This window comes from Gemmatimonadetes bacterium SCN 70-22, from assembly GCA_001724275.1.
Lineage (GTDB): Bacteria > Gemmatimonadota > Gemmatimonadetes > Gemmatimonadales > Gemmatimonadaceae > SCN-70-22.
On the sequence record MEDZ01000003.1, the window covers coordinates 173,875 to 192,715 of the forward strand.

The 18,841-nt window shown below is 68.7% G+C and carries 20 protein-coding genes; 9 read left to right on the forward strand and 11 right to left on the reverse strand.

Features of this window, described 5'->3' with window-relative positions; translation table 11 throughout:
- Window position 1 precedes the first annotated feature (1 nt).
- The 9 genes from ABS52_02210 (at window position 2) to ABS52_02250 (ending at window position 8,616) form a co-directional block, all read left to right on the forward strand.
- Window positions 2-904 (forward strand): hypothetical protein, encoded by a 903-nt coding sequence (locus tag ABS52_02210; GenBank protein ID ODT04987.1) that lies wholly within the window; start codon window positions 2-4, stop codon window positions 902-904.
- A 319-nt stretch (window positions 905-1,223) separates the two neighbouring features.
- A complete protein-coding gene (locus ABS52_02215; GenBank protein ODT04988.1) occupies window positions 1,224-1,742 on the forward strand; it encodes a hypothetical protein in 519 nt (172 codons plus the stop codon).
- A gap of 45 nt (window positions 1,743-1,787) precedes the next feature.
- Entirely contained in the window at window positions 1,788-2,489 is a 702-nt protein-coding gene (locus ABS52_02220; GenBank protein ID ODT04989.1) for a hypothetical protein, read from the forward strand.
- Window positions 2,490-2,616: 127 nt separating this feature from the next.
- The gene (locus tag ABS52_02225) at window positions 2,617-3,177 is read left to right on the forward strand and encodes a hypothetical protein (GenBank protein ID ODT04990.1); all 561 of its coding nucleotides are present in this window, start codon (window positions 2,617-2,619) and stop codon (window positions 3,175-3,177) included.
- A gap of 1 nt (window position 3,178) precedes the next feature.
- The gene (locus ABS52_02230; GenBank protein ID ODT04991.1) at window positions 3,179-4,873 is read left to right on the forward strand and encodes a hypothetical protein; all 1,695 of its coding nucleotides are present in this window, start codon (window positions 3,179-3,181) and stop codon (window positions 4,871-4,873) included.
- A 138-nt stretch (window positions 4,874-5,011) separates the two neighbouring features.
- Window positions 5,012-5,290 carry an oxidative damage protection protein gene (locus ABS52_02235; GenBank protein ODT04992.1) on the forward strand — a complete coding sequence of 93 codons (279 nt, stop codon included), beginning with the start codon at window positions 5,012-5,014 and terminating at the stop codon, window positions 5,288-5,290.
- The gene (locus ABS52_02240) at window positions 5,284-7,203 is read left to right on the forward strand and encodes a hypothetical protein (protein ID ODT04993.1); all 1,920 of its coding nucleotides are present in this window, start codon (window positions 5,284-5,286) and stop codon (window positions 7,201-7,203) included. Before ABS52_02235 ends, ABS52_02240 begins: the two co-directional genes overlap by 7 nt.
- 201 nt (window positions 7,204-7,404) lie before the next feature.
- On the forward strand, window positions 7,405-8,112 hold the full coding sequence (locus ABS52_02245) for a hypothetical protein (protein ID ODT04994.1): 708 nt from the start codon (window positions 7,405-7,407) through the stop codon (window positions 8,110-8,112).
- 186 nt (window positions 8,113-8,298) lie between these two features.
- Complete coding sequence (locus ABS52_02250; protein ID ODT04995.1) at window positions 8,299-8,616, forward strand: hypothetical protein; 318 nt, start codon at window positions 8,299-8,301, stop codon at window positions 8,614-8,616.
- A 154-nt stretch (window positions 8,617-8,770) separates the two neighbouring features.
- Here the strand turns inward: ABS52_02250 and ABS52_02255 are convergent, their stop codons facing one another.
- The 11 genes from ABS52_02255 to ABS52_02305 all read right to left on the reverse strand — a co-directional run bounded on the left by ABS52_02255 (window position 8,771) and on the right by ABS52_02305 (window position 18,763).
- Window positions 8,771-9,061, reverse strand: coding sequence for a hypothetical protein (locus tag ABS52_02255; GenBank protein ODT04996.1), 291 nt, complete (start codon window positions 9,059-9,061; stop codon window positions 8,771-8,773).
- Between the two features lie 248 nt (window positions 9,062-9,309).
- On the reverse strand, window positions 9,310-9,516 hold the full coding sequence (locus ABS52_02260) for a cold-shock protein (protein ODT04997.1): 207 nt from the start codon (window positions 9,514-9,516) through the stop codon (window positions 9,310-9,312).
- A gap of 721 nt (window positions 9,517-10,237) precedes the next feature.
- Window positions 10,238-11,221 (reverse strand): hypothetical protein, encoded by a 984-nt coding sequence (locus tag ABS52_02265; GenBank protein ID ODT04998.1) that lies wholly within the window; start codon window positions 11,219-11,221, stop codon window positions 10,238-10,240.
- A 22-nt stretch (window positions 11,222-11,243) separates the two neighbouring features.
- The gene (locus tag ABS52_02270) at window positions 11,244-11,468 is read right to left on the reverse strand and encodes a hypothetical protein (protein ID ODT04999.1); all 225 of its coding nucleotides are present in this window, start codon (window positions 11,466-11,468) and stop codon (window positions 11,244-11,246) included.
- A gap of 7 nt (window positions 11,469-11,475) precedes the next feature.
- Window positions 11,476-12,540 carry a hypothetical protein gene (locus ABS52_02275; GenBank protein ID ODT05000.1) on the reverse strand — a complete coding sequence of 355 codons (1,065 nt, stop codon included), beginning with the start codon at window positions 12,538-12,540 and terminating at the stop codon, window positions 11,476-11,478.
- Between the two features lie 180 nt (window positions 12,541-12,720).
- Window positions 12,721-13,833, reverse strand: coding sequence for a hypothetical protein (locus ABS52_02280; GenBank protein ODT05001.1), 1,113 nt, complete (start codon window positions 13,831-13,833; stop codon window positions 12,721-12,723).
- Between the two features lie 11 nt (window positions 13,834-13,844).
- Window positions 13,845-15,425, reverse strand: coding sequence for a hypothetical protein (locus ABS52_02285; protein ODT05002.1), 1,581 nt, complete (start codon window positions 15,423-15,425; stop codon window positions 13,845-13,847).
- 177 nt (window positions 15,426-15,602) lie between these two features.
- Complete coding sequence (locus ABS52_02290) at window positions 15,603-16,484, reverse strand: hypothetical protein (GenBank protein ID ODT05003.1); 882 nt, start codon at window positions 16,482-16,484, stop codon at window positions 15,603-15,605.
- 23 nt (window positions 16,485-16,507) lie between these two features.
- The gene (locus ABS52_02295; GenBank protein ID ODT05004.1) at window positions 16,508-17,236 is read right to left on the reverse strand and encodes a hypothetical protein; all 729 of its coding nucleotides are present in this window, start codon (window positions 17,234-17,236) and stop codon (window positions 16,508-16,510) included.
- Window positions 17,233-17,778: a hypothetical protein gene (locus ABS52_02300; GenBank protein ODT05005.1), complete on the reverse strand. Its 546-nt coding sequence runs from the start codon at window positions 17,776-17,778 to the stop codon at window positions 17,233-17,235. Before ABS52_02300 ends, ABS52_02295 begins: the two co-directional genes overlap by 4 nt.
- Before the next feature lie 133 nt (window positions 17,779-17,911).
- A complete protein-coding gene (locus tag ABS52_02305) occupies window positions 17,912-18,763 on the reverse strand; it encodes a hypothetical protein (protein ID ODT05006.1) in 852 nt (283 codons plus the stop codon).
- Window positions 18,764-18,841 lie beyond the last annotated feature (78 nt).

Sequence of the window (18,841 nt, forward strand, 5' to 3'; positions counted from 1 at the left end):
CGTGACGAGGACCCTGGCAGCCGTCGTGGCCGGCGGGATCGCCGCCGTCACGCTCGCGGGCGTGCGCCGGCGGCATGCGCGCACGCGCGCCGAAGGTGCGTGGCGCCTTGCACATCCGGTTGCGGCTGACGGCATCGTGCCCGGGGCCGGGGCGATCGCGCTCGACGGCGGTGCACGTGCTGTCCTCCTGCTTCACGGCTTCGGCGACACACCACAGACGCTCCGCCGCCAGGCGCTCGCCCTTCATGCGACCGGGTGGACCGTGCGGGCGCCGCTCCTCCCCGGACACGGGCGGACTCTCGAAGCGTTTCGCGCATCGGATGCCGCGGCGTGGACCGGCGCCGCCCGAGCTGCGTACGAGTCCCTGTGCCGCGTGCATGAGCAGGTGGCGGTGGTGGGGCTCTCGATGGGTGGGGCGATCGCGGTGCAGCTCAGTGCCGGGCAGCGCCCCCCCTCGGCGCTGGTCCTCCTCGCCCCCTACCTCGAAGTGGGGGGCAGGGGACGGCTGTGGACGTCGCTCTGGCCGCTCTGGTCGCTCTGGCGGGCCTGGATTCCGAGCGATCCGGCCTCCTCGATCCGCGATCCACTCGCGCGAGGGGAGTCGCTGGGCTACGGGCATGCGTCACCGCGGCTGCTGCGCGAGCTCCGTCGCGTGGTGGACTGGGCGCGAGCGGCCTCCGGCCGGGTGCGCGCTCCCACGCTCGCGGTGTTCTCACAGCACGACTACCGCATTACCCCCGATGCCGCCCTGCGGGGCTTTGCCCGACTGGGCAGCCGAGAGAAGGAGCTGCGCTGGGTGCAGAACAGCGGTCACGTGATCACCGTCGACCTGGATGCGGATGAGGTGACGCGATGGGTGGTCGACTGGCTCGCGCGGCACACCCCAGAATCGCCTCCGGCCTGACGGCCGCGTGCGACGTGGCGCGCGTGGGCCGCGGCACGCGTCGATCGACGCGGAAATCATCGGCCCCGCGCTTCCAACTGAGCCGTCAATAAATCCGACAGTGTTCATTGTCGTGACGCATGCTCCAGATCGCTCGTCCCATTGGTAACCGGCATGTCCTGCGCGGATCGTCCGGCGCACCATTCCGAACCGGTCTTCGACGGTCAGACGTACCGTCCTAGCGAGTTGTGAACCAATGGCTTACGAGGTATAGCGCATGTCGACCGTCGTTCTGCTCCGCTCACTTCGCCTTGCCGCGTCCCTAGTCCTGGCTGCACCCGTGGTCGCCCATGGCCAAGGCGGATTACTGTCCAATACCGCGACAGTCGCCATCAACGCCACCAAGCAGGCTTCACTGAGCGTAGCCATCAACTCCGGTGGCGCGCAGACCATGACGACGCTGACGGACAATACCGTGAACAACTTCGCGACTCCCGTCAGCATCACGACCACGTGGGACATCAACCCCTCGGCCGCGGCGGTCGTCCTGGTCGGCTACTTCAGCAACCCGTCGCAGGCGCTGGCCAACGGGACCGACTACATCGCCTCGTCGCTCGTGAAGGGGAGGATCGGGACGGGCGGGGCGTTCAGCCCCTTCGCCGGCGGCGTGGTGACCGGTGGTGCGAGCACGGCGGGCGTTGCCGGAGGGACGCTGACGCTCTTCTCGCAATCGATCAATGGCACGAACAAGTCGTCGAGTCGCACCGATGACCTCTACCTGCAGATCGACCTCACGGGCCAGACCGTTTCCGTCGGAACCTACGCGGGGACACTGAACCTGCGCGCCATCACCCAGTAGGGCGCCCGCAGACCGCAGGCACGGAGGATCGAGATGCGCTGTCGAGTGATCGCCCGGGTGATCGTCGTGATGGCGACCCTTGCCGCCCCGTTCGTCGCGCCGGCCGCGCAGACCATTCGCCCGGCGGTCGTGGAGTATCCTGTGCAGGGGCGCGGGAAGTTCGAACTCGTGAACGAATCGCTCTTTCCGCTCACGGTCGTGCTCGAACCGCGCGGATTTCGCGTCGACGAGAACGGCACCCTGGGCGACGTCCCGTTCGACTCGTCGAACGTCGATGTCAAGCTCTCGGCGATGTCGTTCCGCATTCCGCCGTTAGGTACCTATACCGTCTACTACGAGGCCCGGGCGCGCCGACTCCCGGCCTGGTTCATGGTCCTGTCGTCGATGACGGGGGCGCGGACTCACACGGGAATCAACGTTCGCGTGGAGTTGCCGCACGTGGTGTACCTGCTGCAGCGCGAACCGCTCCAGAAGGAGGAGGTCGCCGTGCGCGCCTTCGACTTCGACAGCGTGGGGCATCGGGCGGTCCTCGAGCTGGAGAACACCGGCGACGCGCTCGGACGAGTGGTCGCCTCGGAGGTGAGCGCCACCGGCAAGCATGGGCAGCCCTTCGGTGGTTTCCCCCTCTTCCCCCAGAGTCGTCGTCGCGTGGAGGTGCCGTGGGATGGCGTCGAGGCGCCGGACCGGGTGCTGCTGCGGTTCGCGAACTTCTCGGTCGAGGAGCGCCGGGGCACCGCGCGACCCTAGGCGTGTGCGCTCACACTGGCGCGTGGGACCGCTGGGGATGAACGCGTGCGGCCGCGCAGGGCCCGGACGGGCGGAACGAGCAGCGTGGGGCGCGCTTGGCGCGCTGTTCCCGACCCTGCTCCTTGCGGTGTCCCCGGCGCGCGCCCAGGTGGAGAGCATCGCGACCGTGACGCCCGTGCTCTCGCCCGTGGGACTGTGGCGCACGGCGGCGGCCAGTGCGGGGTCCGTCGCCGGAGCCAATACGCTGACACTACGCATCAACAGCGGGGCGATCCAGGACATTCCGTTCCTGACCGACAACCGCCTCAATTCCTTCCCATCCCCCGTGAGTGTCACGACGGAGTGGACGCTTGGCGCGGTCGCCTCGACCGTGGACCTGGTCGGATACTTCCCGAGCGCTTCGGCGGCGCTGAGCGGTCCGGCGTACGACATCGCGTCGAGCCGGGTGAGCGGGCGCATGATCACCGGCACCGCGATCACCTTCACGCCCTTCGACGGACGTGCGGTGGGGGGAGTCGGGACCCCCGGCGCCACGTTGCACCTGTTCCGGCAGCCGATCCTCGCCCAAGTGAACGGCATGGGAACGCGGACGGACGACCTCGAATTGCAGCTGGACCTGCGGGGGGTGCCGAAGCTTCCGTCCGGCACGTATCGCGGGACGCTCACGCTCCGGGCCGTGGCCTACTGAGATGTCCCTCTCGCGCAACGCCGCCGAGCACCGGGACCGGGACGGCATCGGCATGCTCGGCCGAGGGGTACTCGCCGCGCTCGCCGTCCTTGCGGGACACTTCGCGGGGCCAGCCGTGGCGCACGCCCAGGTGTTCCAGGTGCAGGGTGGTGGCTCGTCGCTCTTCGAAGGATACGGCGGTGTCGTGAACATCTGGGGCAACGGGTACGACGCATCGATCGGCGTGGGTTACCTCGACGGGTTGCGGCTGGGGTGGTCGGCGCGGCGCCTCCTCGGCGGGCGTGATACGCTTCGCCTCGGCAACGACGCCCTCCCCTTCAGGCTTCCCACGGACGTCTTCGGCAGCGGGACCGCGATCCTGGCACAGGGTGCCTCGCTCCAGCGGCGTCGCGGACGCACGACACTGCTGGCCTTCGGGGGCGCGAGCGCGAATGCCGTCGCTGCGCCCTACTTTTCCTCCAACACGCCAGCCCGGGGGATGGCATACCTGTGGCTGCAGCGCGACGTGAGTCGCAGGCTGACGGTGGGGGCGCACGCCGTCGCGACGGACCGGCAGACACTCCTCGCCAGTGCGCGCTGGACCCCGTCGTCGGGGATCACCACGAGCGTGACCGCTGGCATGGGGAGCAACGCGCCGTACGCGGCTGCAGCCCTCGACGCACGGACCACCCGGCTCGACGTGCAAGCCGCGGCCGTGCACCTGGGGAATGGCTTCCGTCGCGCCTCGGCACCGATGCCGCTGCAGAGCGAGACGGAGCGCGAGAATGTCCACCTGACGTGGCGTGCGACTCCCACGCTCTCGCTCTCGGTGGCGCGCCAGCACTTCTGGCAGGATTCCGCATTTCGGGGCCTTCCGCAGCGCGCGACGCTGGATCAGGCGTCGGCCAGCGCCTCGCTGCTCGGGGCCACCGTGTCGTCGGGGTGGTTCCTGTCCGGCGCTGGCGGCGTTCGCAACCTGAGCTCGTCCCTCGGCGTCCGGCGCGATGTCGGGACGCGGCTCCAAGGAGAGTTCTACCTGCTGCGAGTGTGGGCGCCGCAGCCGTCGCGGGTCACGACGCCGGTCTTCCTCCTTCGTGAGAGTGTGACGCCGCGCCTGTCGCTGCTGCAGGTGATCAGCTACGAGCAGGGGCGGGCGTCCGTCAATTTCGGCGGAACGGTGTCGACGGGAATGAGCTCGCTCTCGCTCGACTACCAGGTGGCGCACTCGCCCTACCTCACGGCCAACCCGTTCGTCCAGAGCATCGGGCTGAACGCCCGGCTCCAGGTCGGCGGTTATGCACTGACGTTAGGCAGTTTCGTGACGCCGGACGGAAGGGTCCACTACTCGGCGCAGGGGAGCACGTTCTTCTATCGCGGTGCGCCCGGCGGAGGCGCGCTCCCGGCGGTCTCGGTGCGCGCACACGTTGCCGGCTACATGATCAAGGGGCGCGTGGTGACCGAGGATGGCGCGCCGGTCGACGGCGCCGCGCTGGAGATCGGTGGCGAGCTGGTGTTCACGGACTCCCGCGGCAACTTCTTCCATCGGCGCCCGACGCGGCAACCGCTGGCGATACGTGTCGCGCTCGAAGAATTCCTGTCGCCGGGGAAATACGAGGTGACCAGTGCGCCGGGTGAAGGAACCCCCGAGCATGACGATCGCGCGAAGGCGCTCACGATCGTCGTCAGGCGAGTGGTGGAGGGGGTGCCCCGGCGATAGGTCGGTTGGCCCGGGCACCGCGCTTCCTTACATTCCCCGGGACACCGTCGCGGCATCCTTCAGCACCGGGTGTGGCGGCCAATGTGCCGGGCCGTCCCCGGATCGTCACACGCGGTGCGTTCTCCTCCCTTGGTTCCCATGCCAGACATCACGTGTTCGCGCTGCGGCCAGAATCGCGCCGGCTTCGAGCGTCCCCCGTTTCCTGGCGCCATCGGGGCGCGCATCGTCGCCGAGGTGTGCCAGCAGTGTTGGGGTGACTGGCTGAAGCAGCAGACGATGCTGATCAACCACTATGGGCTGAACGTGATGGATCCGCAGGCCCGCAGCTTCCTGACGAAGAACATGCAGGCGTTCCTGTTCAAGACGGGGGCGGGCGAGGACGTCGACACGTCGAAGAAGGGCACCATCACGTGGTGAGCGGCGCGCCCCGGCGGCTCGGGCGCTGGGTGGCTGGCGCGTTGCTGCTGGCGGGCTGCCGCGGCTCGTCCGTCCCGGTATCGACCCCGGCGCCCGTTCCGGGGGATGCGCGCCTGCAATCGCCCGCGCGCCGGGTCACCGCACCGGGGCCAGACGGACCGCAGTCCTCCGCCGAGCGTCCCGGGCTGGCGGCCTGGTCACCGGCGCAGCACCCGGCGCGCGAGCGTTCGGACCTCGCGTGGGCCGACTCGCTGCTCCTCACGCTCTCGCTCCGGGACAAGGTCGCCCAGCTCGTGTGGCCGTGGATCCTCGGGGATTTCGCTCCCGAGCAGAGTGCCGATTGGGGGCGCATCTCGCGCCTGGTGACCGAACAGCGTGTCGGGGGGTTCATCGTGTCGGTCGGAACGCCGACGGATGTGGCGGTCAAGCTCAACGCGCTGCAGCGCCTGAGCGTCCTCCCGCTCCTGGTGAGCGCCGACCTCGAAACCGGGGCCGGATTCCGGTTCCGCGGGGTGTACTACACCCCGAACGCCATCGACCTGGGCGGGGCGACGCACTTCCCCCTGCAGATGGCGCTCGGCGCCATCGGCGACACGGCGCTGGCGTACGAGATGGGGCGCATCACCGCCGAGGAGTCACGTGCGTTAGGCATCCAGGTGGCGTTCGGCCCCGTGCTCGACGTCAACAACAATCCGGCCAACCCGGTGATCGGGGCGCGGTCGTTCAGCGAGGACCCGGTCCTGGCCGGGCGGCTCGGGGCGTCGATGGTGCGCGGCATCCAGGAGCATGGGATGCTGGCCACGGGCAAGCACTTTCCCGGCCACGGGGATACCGAGACCAACTCCCACCTGGCGCTCGCGGCCGTGACCGCCTCGCGTGCACGCCTCGATTCCGTCGAGCTCGTCCCATTCCGGGCGGCCATCGACGCCGGCGTCGGCGCGATCATGACGTTCCACGGCTTCCTGCCGGCACTCGACTCGGCCGAGGTTCCGGCGACGCTGTCGCCGAAGGTGATGACCACGTTGCTCCGCGAGGACATGCGGTTCGACGGCCTGGTGGTCTCGGACGCCATGGACATGGCCGGGGTGGTGGACCGGTTCGGCGCCGCCGAGGCGGCCAAGCGGGCGATTGCAGCTGGCAACGACGTGTTGCTGATGCCGGCGGACGTGGCGGGCGCGATCGACGCGGTGGTGGCGGGGGTGCAGGAGGGACGCTATGACGAAGCGCGCATCGATCGCTCGGCGCGTCGCGTCCTGGCGCTCAAGCACCAGTTCGACCTCCATCGCGCGCGAGTGGTGGACGTGGAGCAGGTTCGCCGCACCGTGGGGAGCGGGCCCAATGTCGAGGTGGCCAACACCATCGCCGAGCGTGCCTTCGTCCTGGCCCGCGACTCGCTGTCGCTCGTCCCGGTGGTGCGGGAAGGGCGTCGTCCACGCGTGCTGTCGGTGACGTATGCACGGCGCGCCGACCTGGGCGCCGGGACAACCTTCAACGCCGAGCTTCGAGGGCACGTCGCGTCGGTCCGCACGGCGTTCGTCAACGCCGACGAGGGCGAGCCGAGCTACGTGGCACTGCTCCGCGAGGCGCGCAGCGCCGACGTCGTCGTGATCGGAGCGTACGTGAACATCACCTCCGAGACGGCGACCGCCAACGCGCCGCGTGCCTTCGTGGAGTTCGTCACCGCGTTGCAGGCGCAAGGCGCGAAGGTCGTCCTGGTGTCGTTCGGGACACCATACCTGCTGACGCAGGTGCCGTCGGTGGGAACGTACGCCGTGGCCTGGGGCGGCACGCCCGCATCGCAGCGGGCGGCGGCGCGCGCGCTCGCGGGCGTGCATCCGATTACGGGGCGGCTGCCGATCTCGATTCCGCCGCTGCTCGAGATGGGTGCTGGGGAGCGACGGGGGACCCCGTGACTCGAAGCGCGTTGCGCGCCGACGCGTGAAGGACGGGAGCGTCGCGAACGGAATCGCGAGACGAGGCAGGTGGTGACGCGGCGCCGGTGTTGGCAACGCACGTTGACGTCGGGGGGAGCGCGTCCTACAATGAGCACGGTGATGGGCGAGACGTGATGGCCCCTTGACATTAGTTTTGCGGTGCTACTTATTCGCGCAGTGATGCGCGACCGGGCCCCTTCTCCATCGCCGCCGCCTGCGCGCTCGCCTGCCCGGCGCTCCTCGCACACCGTCGACGTCGTCCTCTTCACGCCGCGCGGCAAGCAGCTGGCGGCGCTGTGTGTTCGTGTGTCGGACCTGCAGGCGCGCGAGCGGTGGCAGCTCCCGAACGACTGGGTCGGCAGCGACGAGACACTCGACGCCGCGGCGCGCCGCATTGTGCTTGCCGCCGCGGGCGTCGAGCCGAGCTGGATCGAGCAGGTCGGGGCGTTCGCCGACCACCTTCGGCATCCGGCCGAGGCAGACCTCTCCGTGGCATTCGTGGGGGTGATCCCGACGAGCGCGCAGGAGCGGACGAGCGAAGCCGGGGCGTGGTTCAGCGCCATCGACCCGCCGGTGATGCCGCCGCGTCACCGCGCGATGCTCGAGGCGGCACTGGAGGCGTTACGGACGCGGATGGACTACGCGCCGATCGCCTTCCGCCTCCTTTCCCCGATGTTCACCCTGAGCGAACTGCAGCAGATGTACGAGCTGCTGCTCGGGCGTCGGCTGCACAAGGCGTCGTTCCGGCGCGCATTGCAGGCGGCGTCCCTGGTGGAGCCGACCGACGAATGGCGGAGCGAGGGGCGCGGAAGGCCGGCGCAGTACTATCGCTTCGCGCCGCGGAAGCGGCGCACGGGACGTCGCCCGGTTCGCTTCGACCTGCTGTAGGTCGGTGCGGGGCAGCGAGCACCTGCGTTCGCGGCAGCCTGCGGCAGCTTGCGAGGGCCTTTCGGGCGGTGGCCGGGCGCCGACGCGCATACAACTCCCTTACGCCTTGGTTACGGGAACCTTTCTTGACCGTCTCGCGTATTAGTTGCTAAGTGTCAATTACACACTGTGCGCGGGAGGCCGGCCGTGCTCGCCTACCTCGAAGCCCTCTGTAGCGCGCTCAAGGCGCGTGATGTGCTCGCCATTGGCGAGCTGTTGCGCCATCCGTTGGCGTCCGCGCTCCCTCTCCAGGTCGTGGACGAGGCGCGGCGCATCGCTGCGGCGCACGATGTGGATTCCCTGGCGCCGCTCCATGCCCTGCGCCTCTACCACCAGACGGCCCACTTGCTGGGTGCCTGCACCGATCCCGCCATGCGCCGCCGCACGACCGGGGCACCGCGTGTGGTGAGCGAGGCGCCCCCGCAAATGGAGCTCGACCTCCCGCTCCGCGCGGCAGTCGCGTAGCTGGTGGGAGCGCAGCCACCGATCGACGCGGGGACACACATCCGAGGGCGACCGTAGTGCGGGGGAGGTCGCCAAACGTGTCCGGGCCCCAGCCGTGTCGATGGCGGGGGCCCGGTTTGGCGTGCAGGGCGGAGTGGTAGCGTACCGCGTAGCGCTAGAACTTCGCCTTTCCGTCTCCTCGTAGGCCGAGCAGCCCCTTGGCGACGGCGACGTTGTCCTGTGCGATGCGAAGGAGTTCGCCGAAGATGCCCTGCAGGCTGCGCCCTTCGGCGCGCGCAATGACTGGGGGCTCGTGGCCGTCGCGGCGCGCGGGGTCGGTGCGACGCTCCACCCTGACCTGCGCCCTATGGGTTTCGGTGTCGTGCCGGCTCTCCTCTTCGACGTGCACGAATCCCCCCCCGGGGAGTTCACGCTCGTACAGGATCTTGAGATCCTTGGTCGACATGGTGGCGCTCCTTCGTCGCAAGGCAGACCCTTCCAGCCGCCTCCCAGCCAGGGGTGATCCCGCCCTCCCTGTAACGGGGACGATGTCAGCATAGCGGACGTCACGATGGCGACGCGGTGACACCGGCCACATGCGGTTTCGCAAGGGCGCGCGCCGGCGCTCGCAGGCGCGCGCCAGCGCTGCCGAAGACGTGAGGGCTCCGAAGCGTCGCTACGCCTCGGAGCCCTCTCACCCGTGGTTCCGGTGCGTCAGACCTTCATGACATCGGCGGCCTGCGGCCCCTTCTGTCCCTGAACGATCTCGAATTCGACCTTGTCTCCCTCCGCAAGGGACTTGAAGCCAGGCTGGTTGATCGCGCTGAAGTGAACGAACACGTCAGGACCACCCTCGCGCGAAATGAAGCCGAAGCCCTTCGCGTCGTTGAACCACTTCACGGTGCCTTGGATGCGTGCCATGGATCCTTTCCTCTTCCCCTGCGGGGTAAAACTGTGGCGCTAGTGCTGACCGGCCGAATGAGCGCCCTTACGCTCGCACGCCGATCGGGATGCGGGAGTCGGCGCCGTGCCGAACCCTCCGCGAAAAAAAAAGAAGCTCGCGCGCTCGTGACGACCGAGCGCCAACCCCAATCCCGACTAAGCCGCTCCCGCAATATAGCGGGCAATTCGACCGCAGGCGGTACACGTCAGCGTCACGTGAGACCGCGGCGGAGGTGGGAAGTGATCGGGCGACCGTTCGATCGAGCCGCTGCACGAGGGGCAGCTGAGGGGCTCGCCGGTGCGGTCGCTCGCAATGAGATGCAGTGCCTGCGCCGGATTGTAGGTCGCCGGACGGGGCTTTCTCATGAGACCTCCTGTGCTGGAACGATGTGCGCGCGGAACCGGGAAGACCGCGGCCACCCGGAAGGTAACCGCCACGGGTCGCAAATCCAAAATTGACAGCAATTTGCGACGCTGCGAAGGCGTCGATTCCAAGTGGGAATCCGTGAGTCATCCTGACTGACCGCCGCACCCTGCGCCCCAGCGTTCCCCGCGCCTCCACGCCCCTCGGCAGTGGTGCGGTCCCCTGTAGAACGCGCGCAGAAGCGCGAGTGTTGTACGCTCCCGAGGAACGAGCGGTTCCCTCTAAACAGCAACGATAGACCGCTACTGTTGACCTCGCCTCATTCGGGCATCGTGGTCAGTCCCATGAGTGAGGGCGCCGCCAAATCCTCCGGCCAACGCGCCAGGGGCGGCGCTCGCTGACCTCGCCGTCCCCGAAGTGCTCGTCCTCGCCCAGCGCTTCGCCCATGTCGTTCGCCTTGGCCGACGTCTCGTCTGCCCAGTGCAGCAGCTCGGCCTCCACGGTCATCGGTTGCACGGGGCTCCCGAACTCCAGCGCCCCATGATGTGACAGGATGAGGTGCAGGAGCTCGAGTCGCTGTGACCGGGACAGCTCCTCCGGTGAGACCGTGGCCAGCCGCTCCTGGAGCATGAGTGCACCGAGGACGACGTGTCCCACCAGCGAACCCGCCGGCGTGTGCGTGAAGCCCGTGGGGGTGACGTCGTAGGCGCGAAGCTTTCCGATGTCGTGGAGCAACGCGCCGGCCACGACGAGGTCAGCGTTCGCCTTCATCACGCGAGCCGCGTTGCGGGCGATGGTGGCAACCTCGGTGACGTGCAGGAGCAGTCCTCCGATGGCGGCGTGGTGGCCACCGACCGAGGCGGGAGCCCGCTCGAACTCGAGGCGGAACGCCTCATCGCCGTAGAAGAGATCCACTGCCCGGCGAAGCGCGGACGACTTCATCTCGGCACGGGCGCGATCGATCCAGTCCCACAACGGCTCGGTCGCGACGGGGATGCGCGGGAGGAACAGCTCGGGGCGCACCGAGGCGTCGGGGAGGACGCGGAGCGGGGCCGTGAGGCGGAGCTGTCGCTTGCCGTGAAACGCCGCGACGTCGCCGATCACCTGCACGACCTTTCCCTTGTCGGCACCGAGGGCCCAGTCCAGCTGGCTGGACCAGATCGGCGCGGTGGGGAGGCGTCCGGTAGCGTTGCCTAACGTGAGCACGACGAACGGATCGCCGCTGGCCTGGCGCTTCTCCTCGCGCTCGACGACCAGGAATTCGTGCTGCACGCGATCGCCCACCTGGGCGCGGGCGATGTCGAAGGTGCCGGAGGCCATGCCGTGTGCGCGCGGAGCGGGGTCAGCCGAGGAAGACGATGTCGCCGTCCGCGTCCAGCCCCATCTCGGTCTCCAGCCCGCACACTCCACAAATGCGACGCACGATCCACACGGCCTGCAGTTCCCGCTGGTGCGCCTCGCTCGCCGGCTTGACGGAGACCTTCTTGAAGGTGTACTCGAGGCAATGCCCGCAGGCCTGCGCGCGGGCAATGACTTCGGCGCGTTCCCGTGAGATGACCGGATCCAAGACGGACCTACGAATTGGATGAGTCGATCGGCCCCGATCCCAGCGCCCGGGGGGCGGTAGCGGATGGGGTGCCCGGCTTGCGCGCCGATTCACCCGACTCTCCACCCTGGCCGCGCAGCATCTCGCGCAAGCCGCCCAGCGCGCCGAGCACTCCGCTGGCCTCGGCCGGGAGGAAGATGGTTGCGCCCTTGCCCTGCGCGATGTGGGGGAGCGCCTCGAGGTACTTCTGCCCCAGGAGATAAGTCGAGGCATCTCCCTCGGGGAGCGACCCGGCGATCAGACGAATTGCCTCGGCTTCGGCGTTGGCCATGGCCAAGCGGGCCTCGGCCTGCCCCTGCGCGCGCAGGATCGCGGCATCCTTCTCGCCCTGTGCACGCAGCACCTGCGACTCGCGCACCCCCTCGGCTTCGAGGATGGCGGCGCGCTTGGTTGCCTCGGCGTTGGTGACGGCGGCGCGGCGCTCGCGCTCGGCGCGCATCTGCAGCTCCATGGACTGCTGGATGTCGCGCGGTGGTTCGATGGACTGCAGCTCGACCCGGGTCACGTCAACGCCCCAGCCGATCGATGCATCCTCGATGACCTCGCGCATGCGCTTGTTGATGACGTCGCGCGAGGTGAGGGTGGCATCGAGCTCCATTTCGCCGACGATGTTGCGCAGCGTGGTGCGCGTGAGCGTCTCGAGGGCGTAGGGAAGGTTCTGGACGGAGTACGTCGCCTTCTGCGGGTCGGCGACCCGGTAGTACACGACGGCGTCGATGTCGATCGTGACGTTGTCCTTGGTGATGACGGGCTGGGACGGGAAGTTGAGGACCTGCTCGCGCAGGTCGATCCGGGTCGTGGAGCCCGACGTGATCTTCTTGATCCCCCCGACGTCGCTCTCGAGGTAGCGGACGTCGAGCTCCTTGGGGCGTTCGACCAGGGGAATGAGGATGTTGAACCCCGAGCGGGCGACGCGATGGAAGCGCCCGAGTCGCTCGATGACCATCACTTCGGCCTGGCCAATGATCTTGACCGACGACTTGAGAAGGAGGAGGACAACCGCGACGGCGACGATCAGGGGGATGAATTCCATGGCGCGCTCCCGAAGGGTGGTGTGCGTCCGTGGATGTTATGGAGGGGCAGGAGGAGAGTCGAGGGCCCGATGGTCGTCCTGCCTCCCACGCACCCCCTCACGGCGCAGACAAGATGATCGGCCTGGTCAACGAGGAGAGTGGGGGCGACACGTGCGGCGGGTGCGCCAGCCCGGGGGCGACTACCACTTCCAGTCGGCGATGTAGAGGTTCGTGTCCGTCGGCTTAGTCGACGTGCGATTCGAGGCCCAGATGAGCTTCTTGCCGTCGGGCGAGAACATCGGGAAGCCGTCGAAGACTGGCGTGAAGGTGATCTGCTCGACCTGATCGCGCCCGGCCCTGGTGGCCGATGCATCGACGAGGTACAGGTCGAAGTTCCCGCTGCGCGGCGCGACGTGATTCGAGGAGAAGATGATCTTCTTGCCGTCGGGCGTCCACGACGGGCCGAAGTTGGCCCCGCCCAGCGCGGTCACCTGCCGCTGGTCGCTTCCATCGGCGTTCATGACGTACAGCTCGACGCGGCTGGGACGGATCATCTTGCGGTCGAGCAGGGCGCGATAGTCGGCCAGTTGCGCCGAATCGGCCGGGTGGTGCGCGCGATACGCAATCTTGGTCCCGTCGGGCGACCACCAGGGTCCGCCGTCGTAGCCGGGGGTATGCGTCAGGCGCTTCACGTCGGTCCCGTCGACGTTCATCGTGTAGATCTCGAGGTCGCCATCCTTCAGCGACGTGAAGACAATCTTCTTCCCATTCGGGGAGAGGACGGCCTCCGCCGTGTACACGTCGTAGTGGGTAAGCCGCTGGAGGTCGGTGCCGTCGCGATTGACGGTGTAGATGTCGTACGGGTCGAGCGGCCACACGTACCCGGCCGATGGATCGGGCCTGGGGGGACAGGTCGAGTCGTGGGCGTGCGACGAGCCGAAGAAGAGGCGCTTGCCGTCGGGGAGGAACCAGCCGCAGGTCGTCTTCCCGAGGCCGTTCGAGATGCGCTTGAGCCCCGTGCCGTCGGTGCGCATCACGTACTGCTGGTCGCAGGTGCGCCCTTCGCGCGTGGACTGGAAGGTGATCCACTGTCCGTCGCGCGAGAAATACGCCTCGGCGTTCTCGCCGCCGAAGGTGATCTGCCGGACGTTGGTGAGGTGGCGTTCGTTGGGCGTGTCGGCGATGGTCACCGCGCGCGAGGGCTCCGGCGATTCGCTACCCGGGGCGGCGCCACCAGGCGTGCCGGCACCCGGGGCGCAAGCGATCGCCGCCACGAGGGTCGTGGCGGCGAGGAAATTCGGAAGAGTGCTCATGCCTGATGAATCTACTTCTGCGAGTATCGCGGAGCGAGGGCGAAGAGGTCCTTCTGGTTCTGGCCCCTCTTCAGGATCTCGATCGCTTTTTGCAGCTGGATGTCGTCGTCGAGGGAGCGGCGGCGCGCGGTGGAATCGCCGAAGGCCAGGCGCGCCACGCGCTGTTCGAGCATGCGATCGATCTGGGTGTGGGCACGATCGTACAGCGCGCGATCGAGGGTGACGCCCTTCTTCGACAGCCGGTTGTAGAGCTCGTCACGCCATTCTGGGGCGACGACGAAGTTCGGGTTTCCCTTCACCTTGTCCTTGAGCTCCATCGCGTAGTCGTAGGTGGTGACATAGATGTCCTGCGACTTGGAGGCGCTGGCGCGGAGGAAGGCCTGTTCCGCCGCCGTGAAGGTGTCGGGCTTCACGATCACGTCCGGCGTGATGGCGCCGCCGCCGTACACGACGCGACCCGCATCGGACCTGTAGACCGGGCGCGCCTTGCGAGCCGAGTCGCTCTCGAGCGAATCCGGATGCACCTCGACGAACTGGCCGTCGGGCAACAGCGTGCGCTCCTTCTGGATGGTGCGCCCGCTCGGCGTGTACCACTTGCCCGTGGTGATCTTGAGGGCGTAGCCGCCGTCGAGGTTGAACAGCGTCTGCACGAGCCCCTTCCCGAACGACGTGGTGCCGAGGATGAGGGCGCGATCGTGGTCCTGCAACGCCCCGGCGACGATCTCGGACGCCGAGGCGGTGAACTGGTCGGTGAGGATGACGATCGGGATGTCCGGGGCGATCGGCTTCTCGCGGGCGGTGTAGGTCTGGTTCTCCTGGTTCCGGCCGCGCACCGAGGCGAGCTCCGTTCCCTGGGGGAGGAAGAGGTTCGAGATCGCGAGCGACTGGTCGAGGAAGCCTCCGCCATTCCCCCGCAGGTCGAGAATCAGCCCCTTGGCGCCCTCCTGGGTGGTGAGGAGTCGCACCGCAGCGGCCACTTCCTGCGTGGAGCTCTCGTTGAAGCCCTGCAGCGGGATGTAGCCGACCTTGTCGAACGTGATGGCGTATGGGACCGCCGGAACGCGGATGACGGCGCGCGTGAACGTCGACTTGATGGGTTCGACGACGCCCGGACGCGCGAACGACACCGACACCTTGGACCCCGGGACGCCACGCAGCGAATCGGCGACGCGCGCCGAAGACCAACCGCGCGTGGCGAGCGTGTCGATGGCGATGATCATGTCGCCTTCCCGCGCCCCCGCTCCTTCGGCCGGGGTGTGAGGAAAGACCTTGGATACCACGACTCCCTTGCCGGGCTGCTCCTCGATCTGCATTCCCAAGCCGCCGTAGCGACCGGCCGTGGTGGTATTGAACTGCGTGAGCTGCCTGGGCGAGAAGAGCTCCGAATAGGGGTCCTGGAGCTGGGCCACGAGGCCACGGGCCGCCTTCTCGTACAGCATGGCCGCGTCGACCGAGTCCACATAGCGGCTTTCCACCAGGTCGAGGACCTGGCCGAAGAGGCGGCCGCCGTCGAGCGTCGCGCGCTCCTGCACAACGAACGCCCCGGCGATGAGCGGGAGGGCAACGATGGCGGCGATGGCAGACTTTTTCATCAGAAGACGAGGAGACGAGAAGACGAGAAGACGAGGACAGGTGTGTCCCCTATCTACCTTCATACCTACACCCGAAGTTCCGGGCTCCCTGTACTCGGACGGGGTTGAAGCTATACGCGTGACCCGTTCGGGATGCTTGCCGATGGCGACCGATGGCGACCGGTGGCGACCAGGGACTCAGGAGGGACGGGTGGCGAGGACGTAGTCCACGAACCACTGCTTGCGGATCTGGTGCACCTTGGCGTCGCGCACGATGCCGGCCGTGAGGAGCATCTCATGAGCCGGCTGGAGGACCCGCTGGAGGTGTGACGGATAGCGCTGTACCAGGGGCACCTGCTCGGCGAGCGCCTCCAGCTCGATGCGCCAGGTCACGGTGTCGTCCGCCCTGGCCACCTCGAGCAGGCGATACAAGCGGCGAGCGACCGGGGACGAGAGCCCCTGGTACAGTGAGGGTGACAGGGTCGTGGTGTGCGATCCCGTGATGTTGGCGCGGAGGAGCGGGGAGAGCACCACGCGAGCATCGCCCGGTTCCGACGCGGTGAAGGTTGGGAAGAGGGCGAGTTGCTCGCGATCGGCCGTGCGGCGCCGGTCGATGGAAACGGCCGAAAGGACGGAGAAGCGACCGTCGAGCGGGGCGAGCGTCGTCATGCTCCAGTAGGCGCCGGTCGACTCCAGCGAGGTGCGTTCCAGGCGCGTCAGCGCCGCCCGCAGCTGCTCATACGTGCGGCCGTCCGCTCGCCGGCCGATGGAACGGAGGAAGGCGTGCAGGGTGAACGAAACGGCCCCGTCGGCCGGCATCCCCGCGTCCAGATAGCGTCGACAGATCTCGACGTACACGTCCTGATCGAACGTTCCCGGGAGGCGGTCGCCAGCGCCTGGGAGCACCCGCCAGCGACCACCGCCCGGTGGGGTGTAGAGAATGGTGGTTTCTTCAGCCGAATCGGAGAGGCGGAAGAGGGGGAGCGCTTCGAGCGACCGGTCGAGGAAGATGGCGCGACCGGGGGGGCGTCGCGGGTGCGACGGTCGCGGCTGGCGGTCGAAGGCGCGGTCCCCGGGCACGGTGTGGAGGCGAATCGTGGCGGTCAGCCCAGCTTGATCAGCTGTCCCGAGACGGGGCCGCTCGCGGGAGAGCAGAGGAAGGCGATCCACTCGGCGACGGTTTCCCGTTCGACGTATGCGATGTCGCTTCCCATGGCGGCGAGATTCGTGGCGGTGCGGACGTTGGTGGGGGCGAGGGCGTTCGCGCGGACCCCGTGGGCGCGCTCCTCGGCGGCGACGGCACGCATCAGGGCGACCACGCCCGCCTTGGCGGCGCCGTACGCGGCGATTCCCTTGACCGACCCCCCCCGCGTCACGGCGGCCGAGGCGAAGTAGACGATGCTTCCGTGTGCCGCCCTGAGGGCGGGGATGAAGGCGCGGGTGGTCGCGTAGGCCGTGGCGAGGTTGATGGACTGGAGGCGAGCCCACTCGTGCGGATCGCTTTCGGCGACGGGAGTTGCCCCGCCGAATCCGCCGGCGATCGGGACGAGTGCCGCGACGCCGGCCGGGTGAAGGCGGGCGAGTTCGTCGGTGATGACTCGCAGGGCCTGATGGTCGGTGAGGTCGCAGGGGAATGCGGTGGCGCTGATGCCATCGGCGCGCAGCTCGCTGGCGCGCGCTTCCAGCTCGGCGGCGTTCCGGTCGAGGAGTGCGAGGGCGGCCCCGCGCTCGCCGAGGGCGCGCGCAACGACCTCGCCGACCTGTCCGCGGTGCGCCACGCCAGTGAGGACGGCGAGCTGGCCGTCGAATCGTGCGGGGGAGGCGAGGATCACCGCGTCTCCACCCTGCCTAACGCGGTGCGAAGGGCCTCGCGGAGGGCCATGACCACCTCGTCGCGGGCGAGGGAGGAATCGTCACGCAGGTGCAACTCGATGCCGTCGGCGACGGGGACCCGGCGCCAGCTGACGACGGGGTCGGCGTCGTGGCGTGCCGCCTGGGGGACGCCCGCCATGAGGACTGTTGCCAGGGACTGGGCGACGTGTCGTTCGAGGGCATCGCCGGTGACCTCGCGCATGGACGTGCGGATGGCCTCGAGCGACATGCCCTCACGCTGGCGCATCTTGATGGCCAGCAGCTGCAAGAAGTGGCGATAGTTGTACGTTGCCGAGGTGCCGAGTCCCTCGGGCCGGTCCATCAGCTTGTTGGCGACGTAGAAGCGCACGGCGCGGGCCGACGGCGTGGCGCGCGCGGAGGCGTTGGTGGGCCGGACCCCCGCGGAATCGACCAGGGAGGCGACGTGCGCGGCGAGGCCGCGCGCATTCCACGGGGCTTGACGCGCGTGAGCGCGCAGTAACGCGACAGGAGACTCCGCCATTCGGGAAGATTATCGCGCGCTGGGGGATGGGCGCCAGCACTGACGCGACAGTTGCCTGCCATCACGAACGGCCCGCGCAGCGTCTGCGCGGGCCGTTCGTGACGTGGTCACCCACGAATGCCGAGGCGGCGACTCAGCGCTTCTTGGTTCCCTTGCTGCCCCCCTTCCTGGGTGCCGGCTTCCGGGGAAGGGGCTTCCTGGCCGCTCCCTTCCTGGCGACGACCTTCTTCGCACCTCCCTTGCTGGCCGGTGCTTTCTTTGCGCCCTTGGGCGGGGCCTTCCTGACCGCCTTCTTCACGGCCTTCTTGGCGGCCTTTCCGGCGGGCTTCCTGGCGCTCTTCGCGGGAGCCGCCTTCTTGGCCGTCGCCTTCTTCCCCGCTGGCTTGGCCGCCTTCTTCGCAGCCTTGGCTGGCGCTTTCGCCGGCGCCTTCGTTGGGACCTTCGCCGTCACCTTTGGCGGCGCCTTTGGCGATGCCTTGGCCGGTGCCTTGGCCGGTGCCTTGGCCGGTGCCTTGGCCGGTGCCTTGGCCGGTGCCTTGGCTGGGGCCTTGGCTGGGGCCTTGGCTGGGGCCTTGGCCGTGGGAGCGCCAACCTTCGGAGGTGCCACGACCTTCACCGGCTCGGGAGCAGGTGGCGGGGGTGGGGCAACGACCGCTGGCGGAGGTGCCGGGGGCTTCGGCTTCGGCGGACGGCCGCGGCGCGCGGGGGCGCCGAAGACGATCTCCTCCTCCTCCTCGAGGTCGACCTCTTCCTCGACCTCCTCCTCGGAGGTCACCTCGCCCTCCTCCTCTTCCTCGAGCGCGGCCTCCTCAGGCTCATCCCAGAGGCTCTCGTCATGCTTGGACGAGCCTCCCCAGCCGTCATCATCCTCGTCTTCGTCATCGTATGACGATGAGCCGCCGTACCCGACGTCATCATCGTCGTCGTCGGAGAACTTCAGCGTCTCGTCCCACGCCTCGCCACGCGGCATGAATGCCTCCTGCATGTAGTGATCGACGGTCCAGTGTGTGAGATCGGGGCCAGGCCTGCGCGAGTCGATACGCCGGCCCAACGCCGTCGCGGC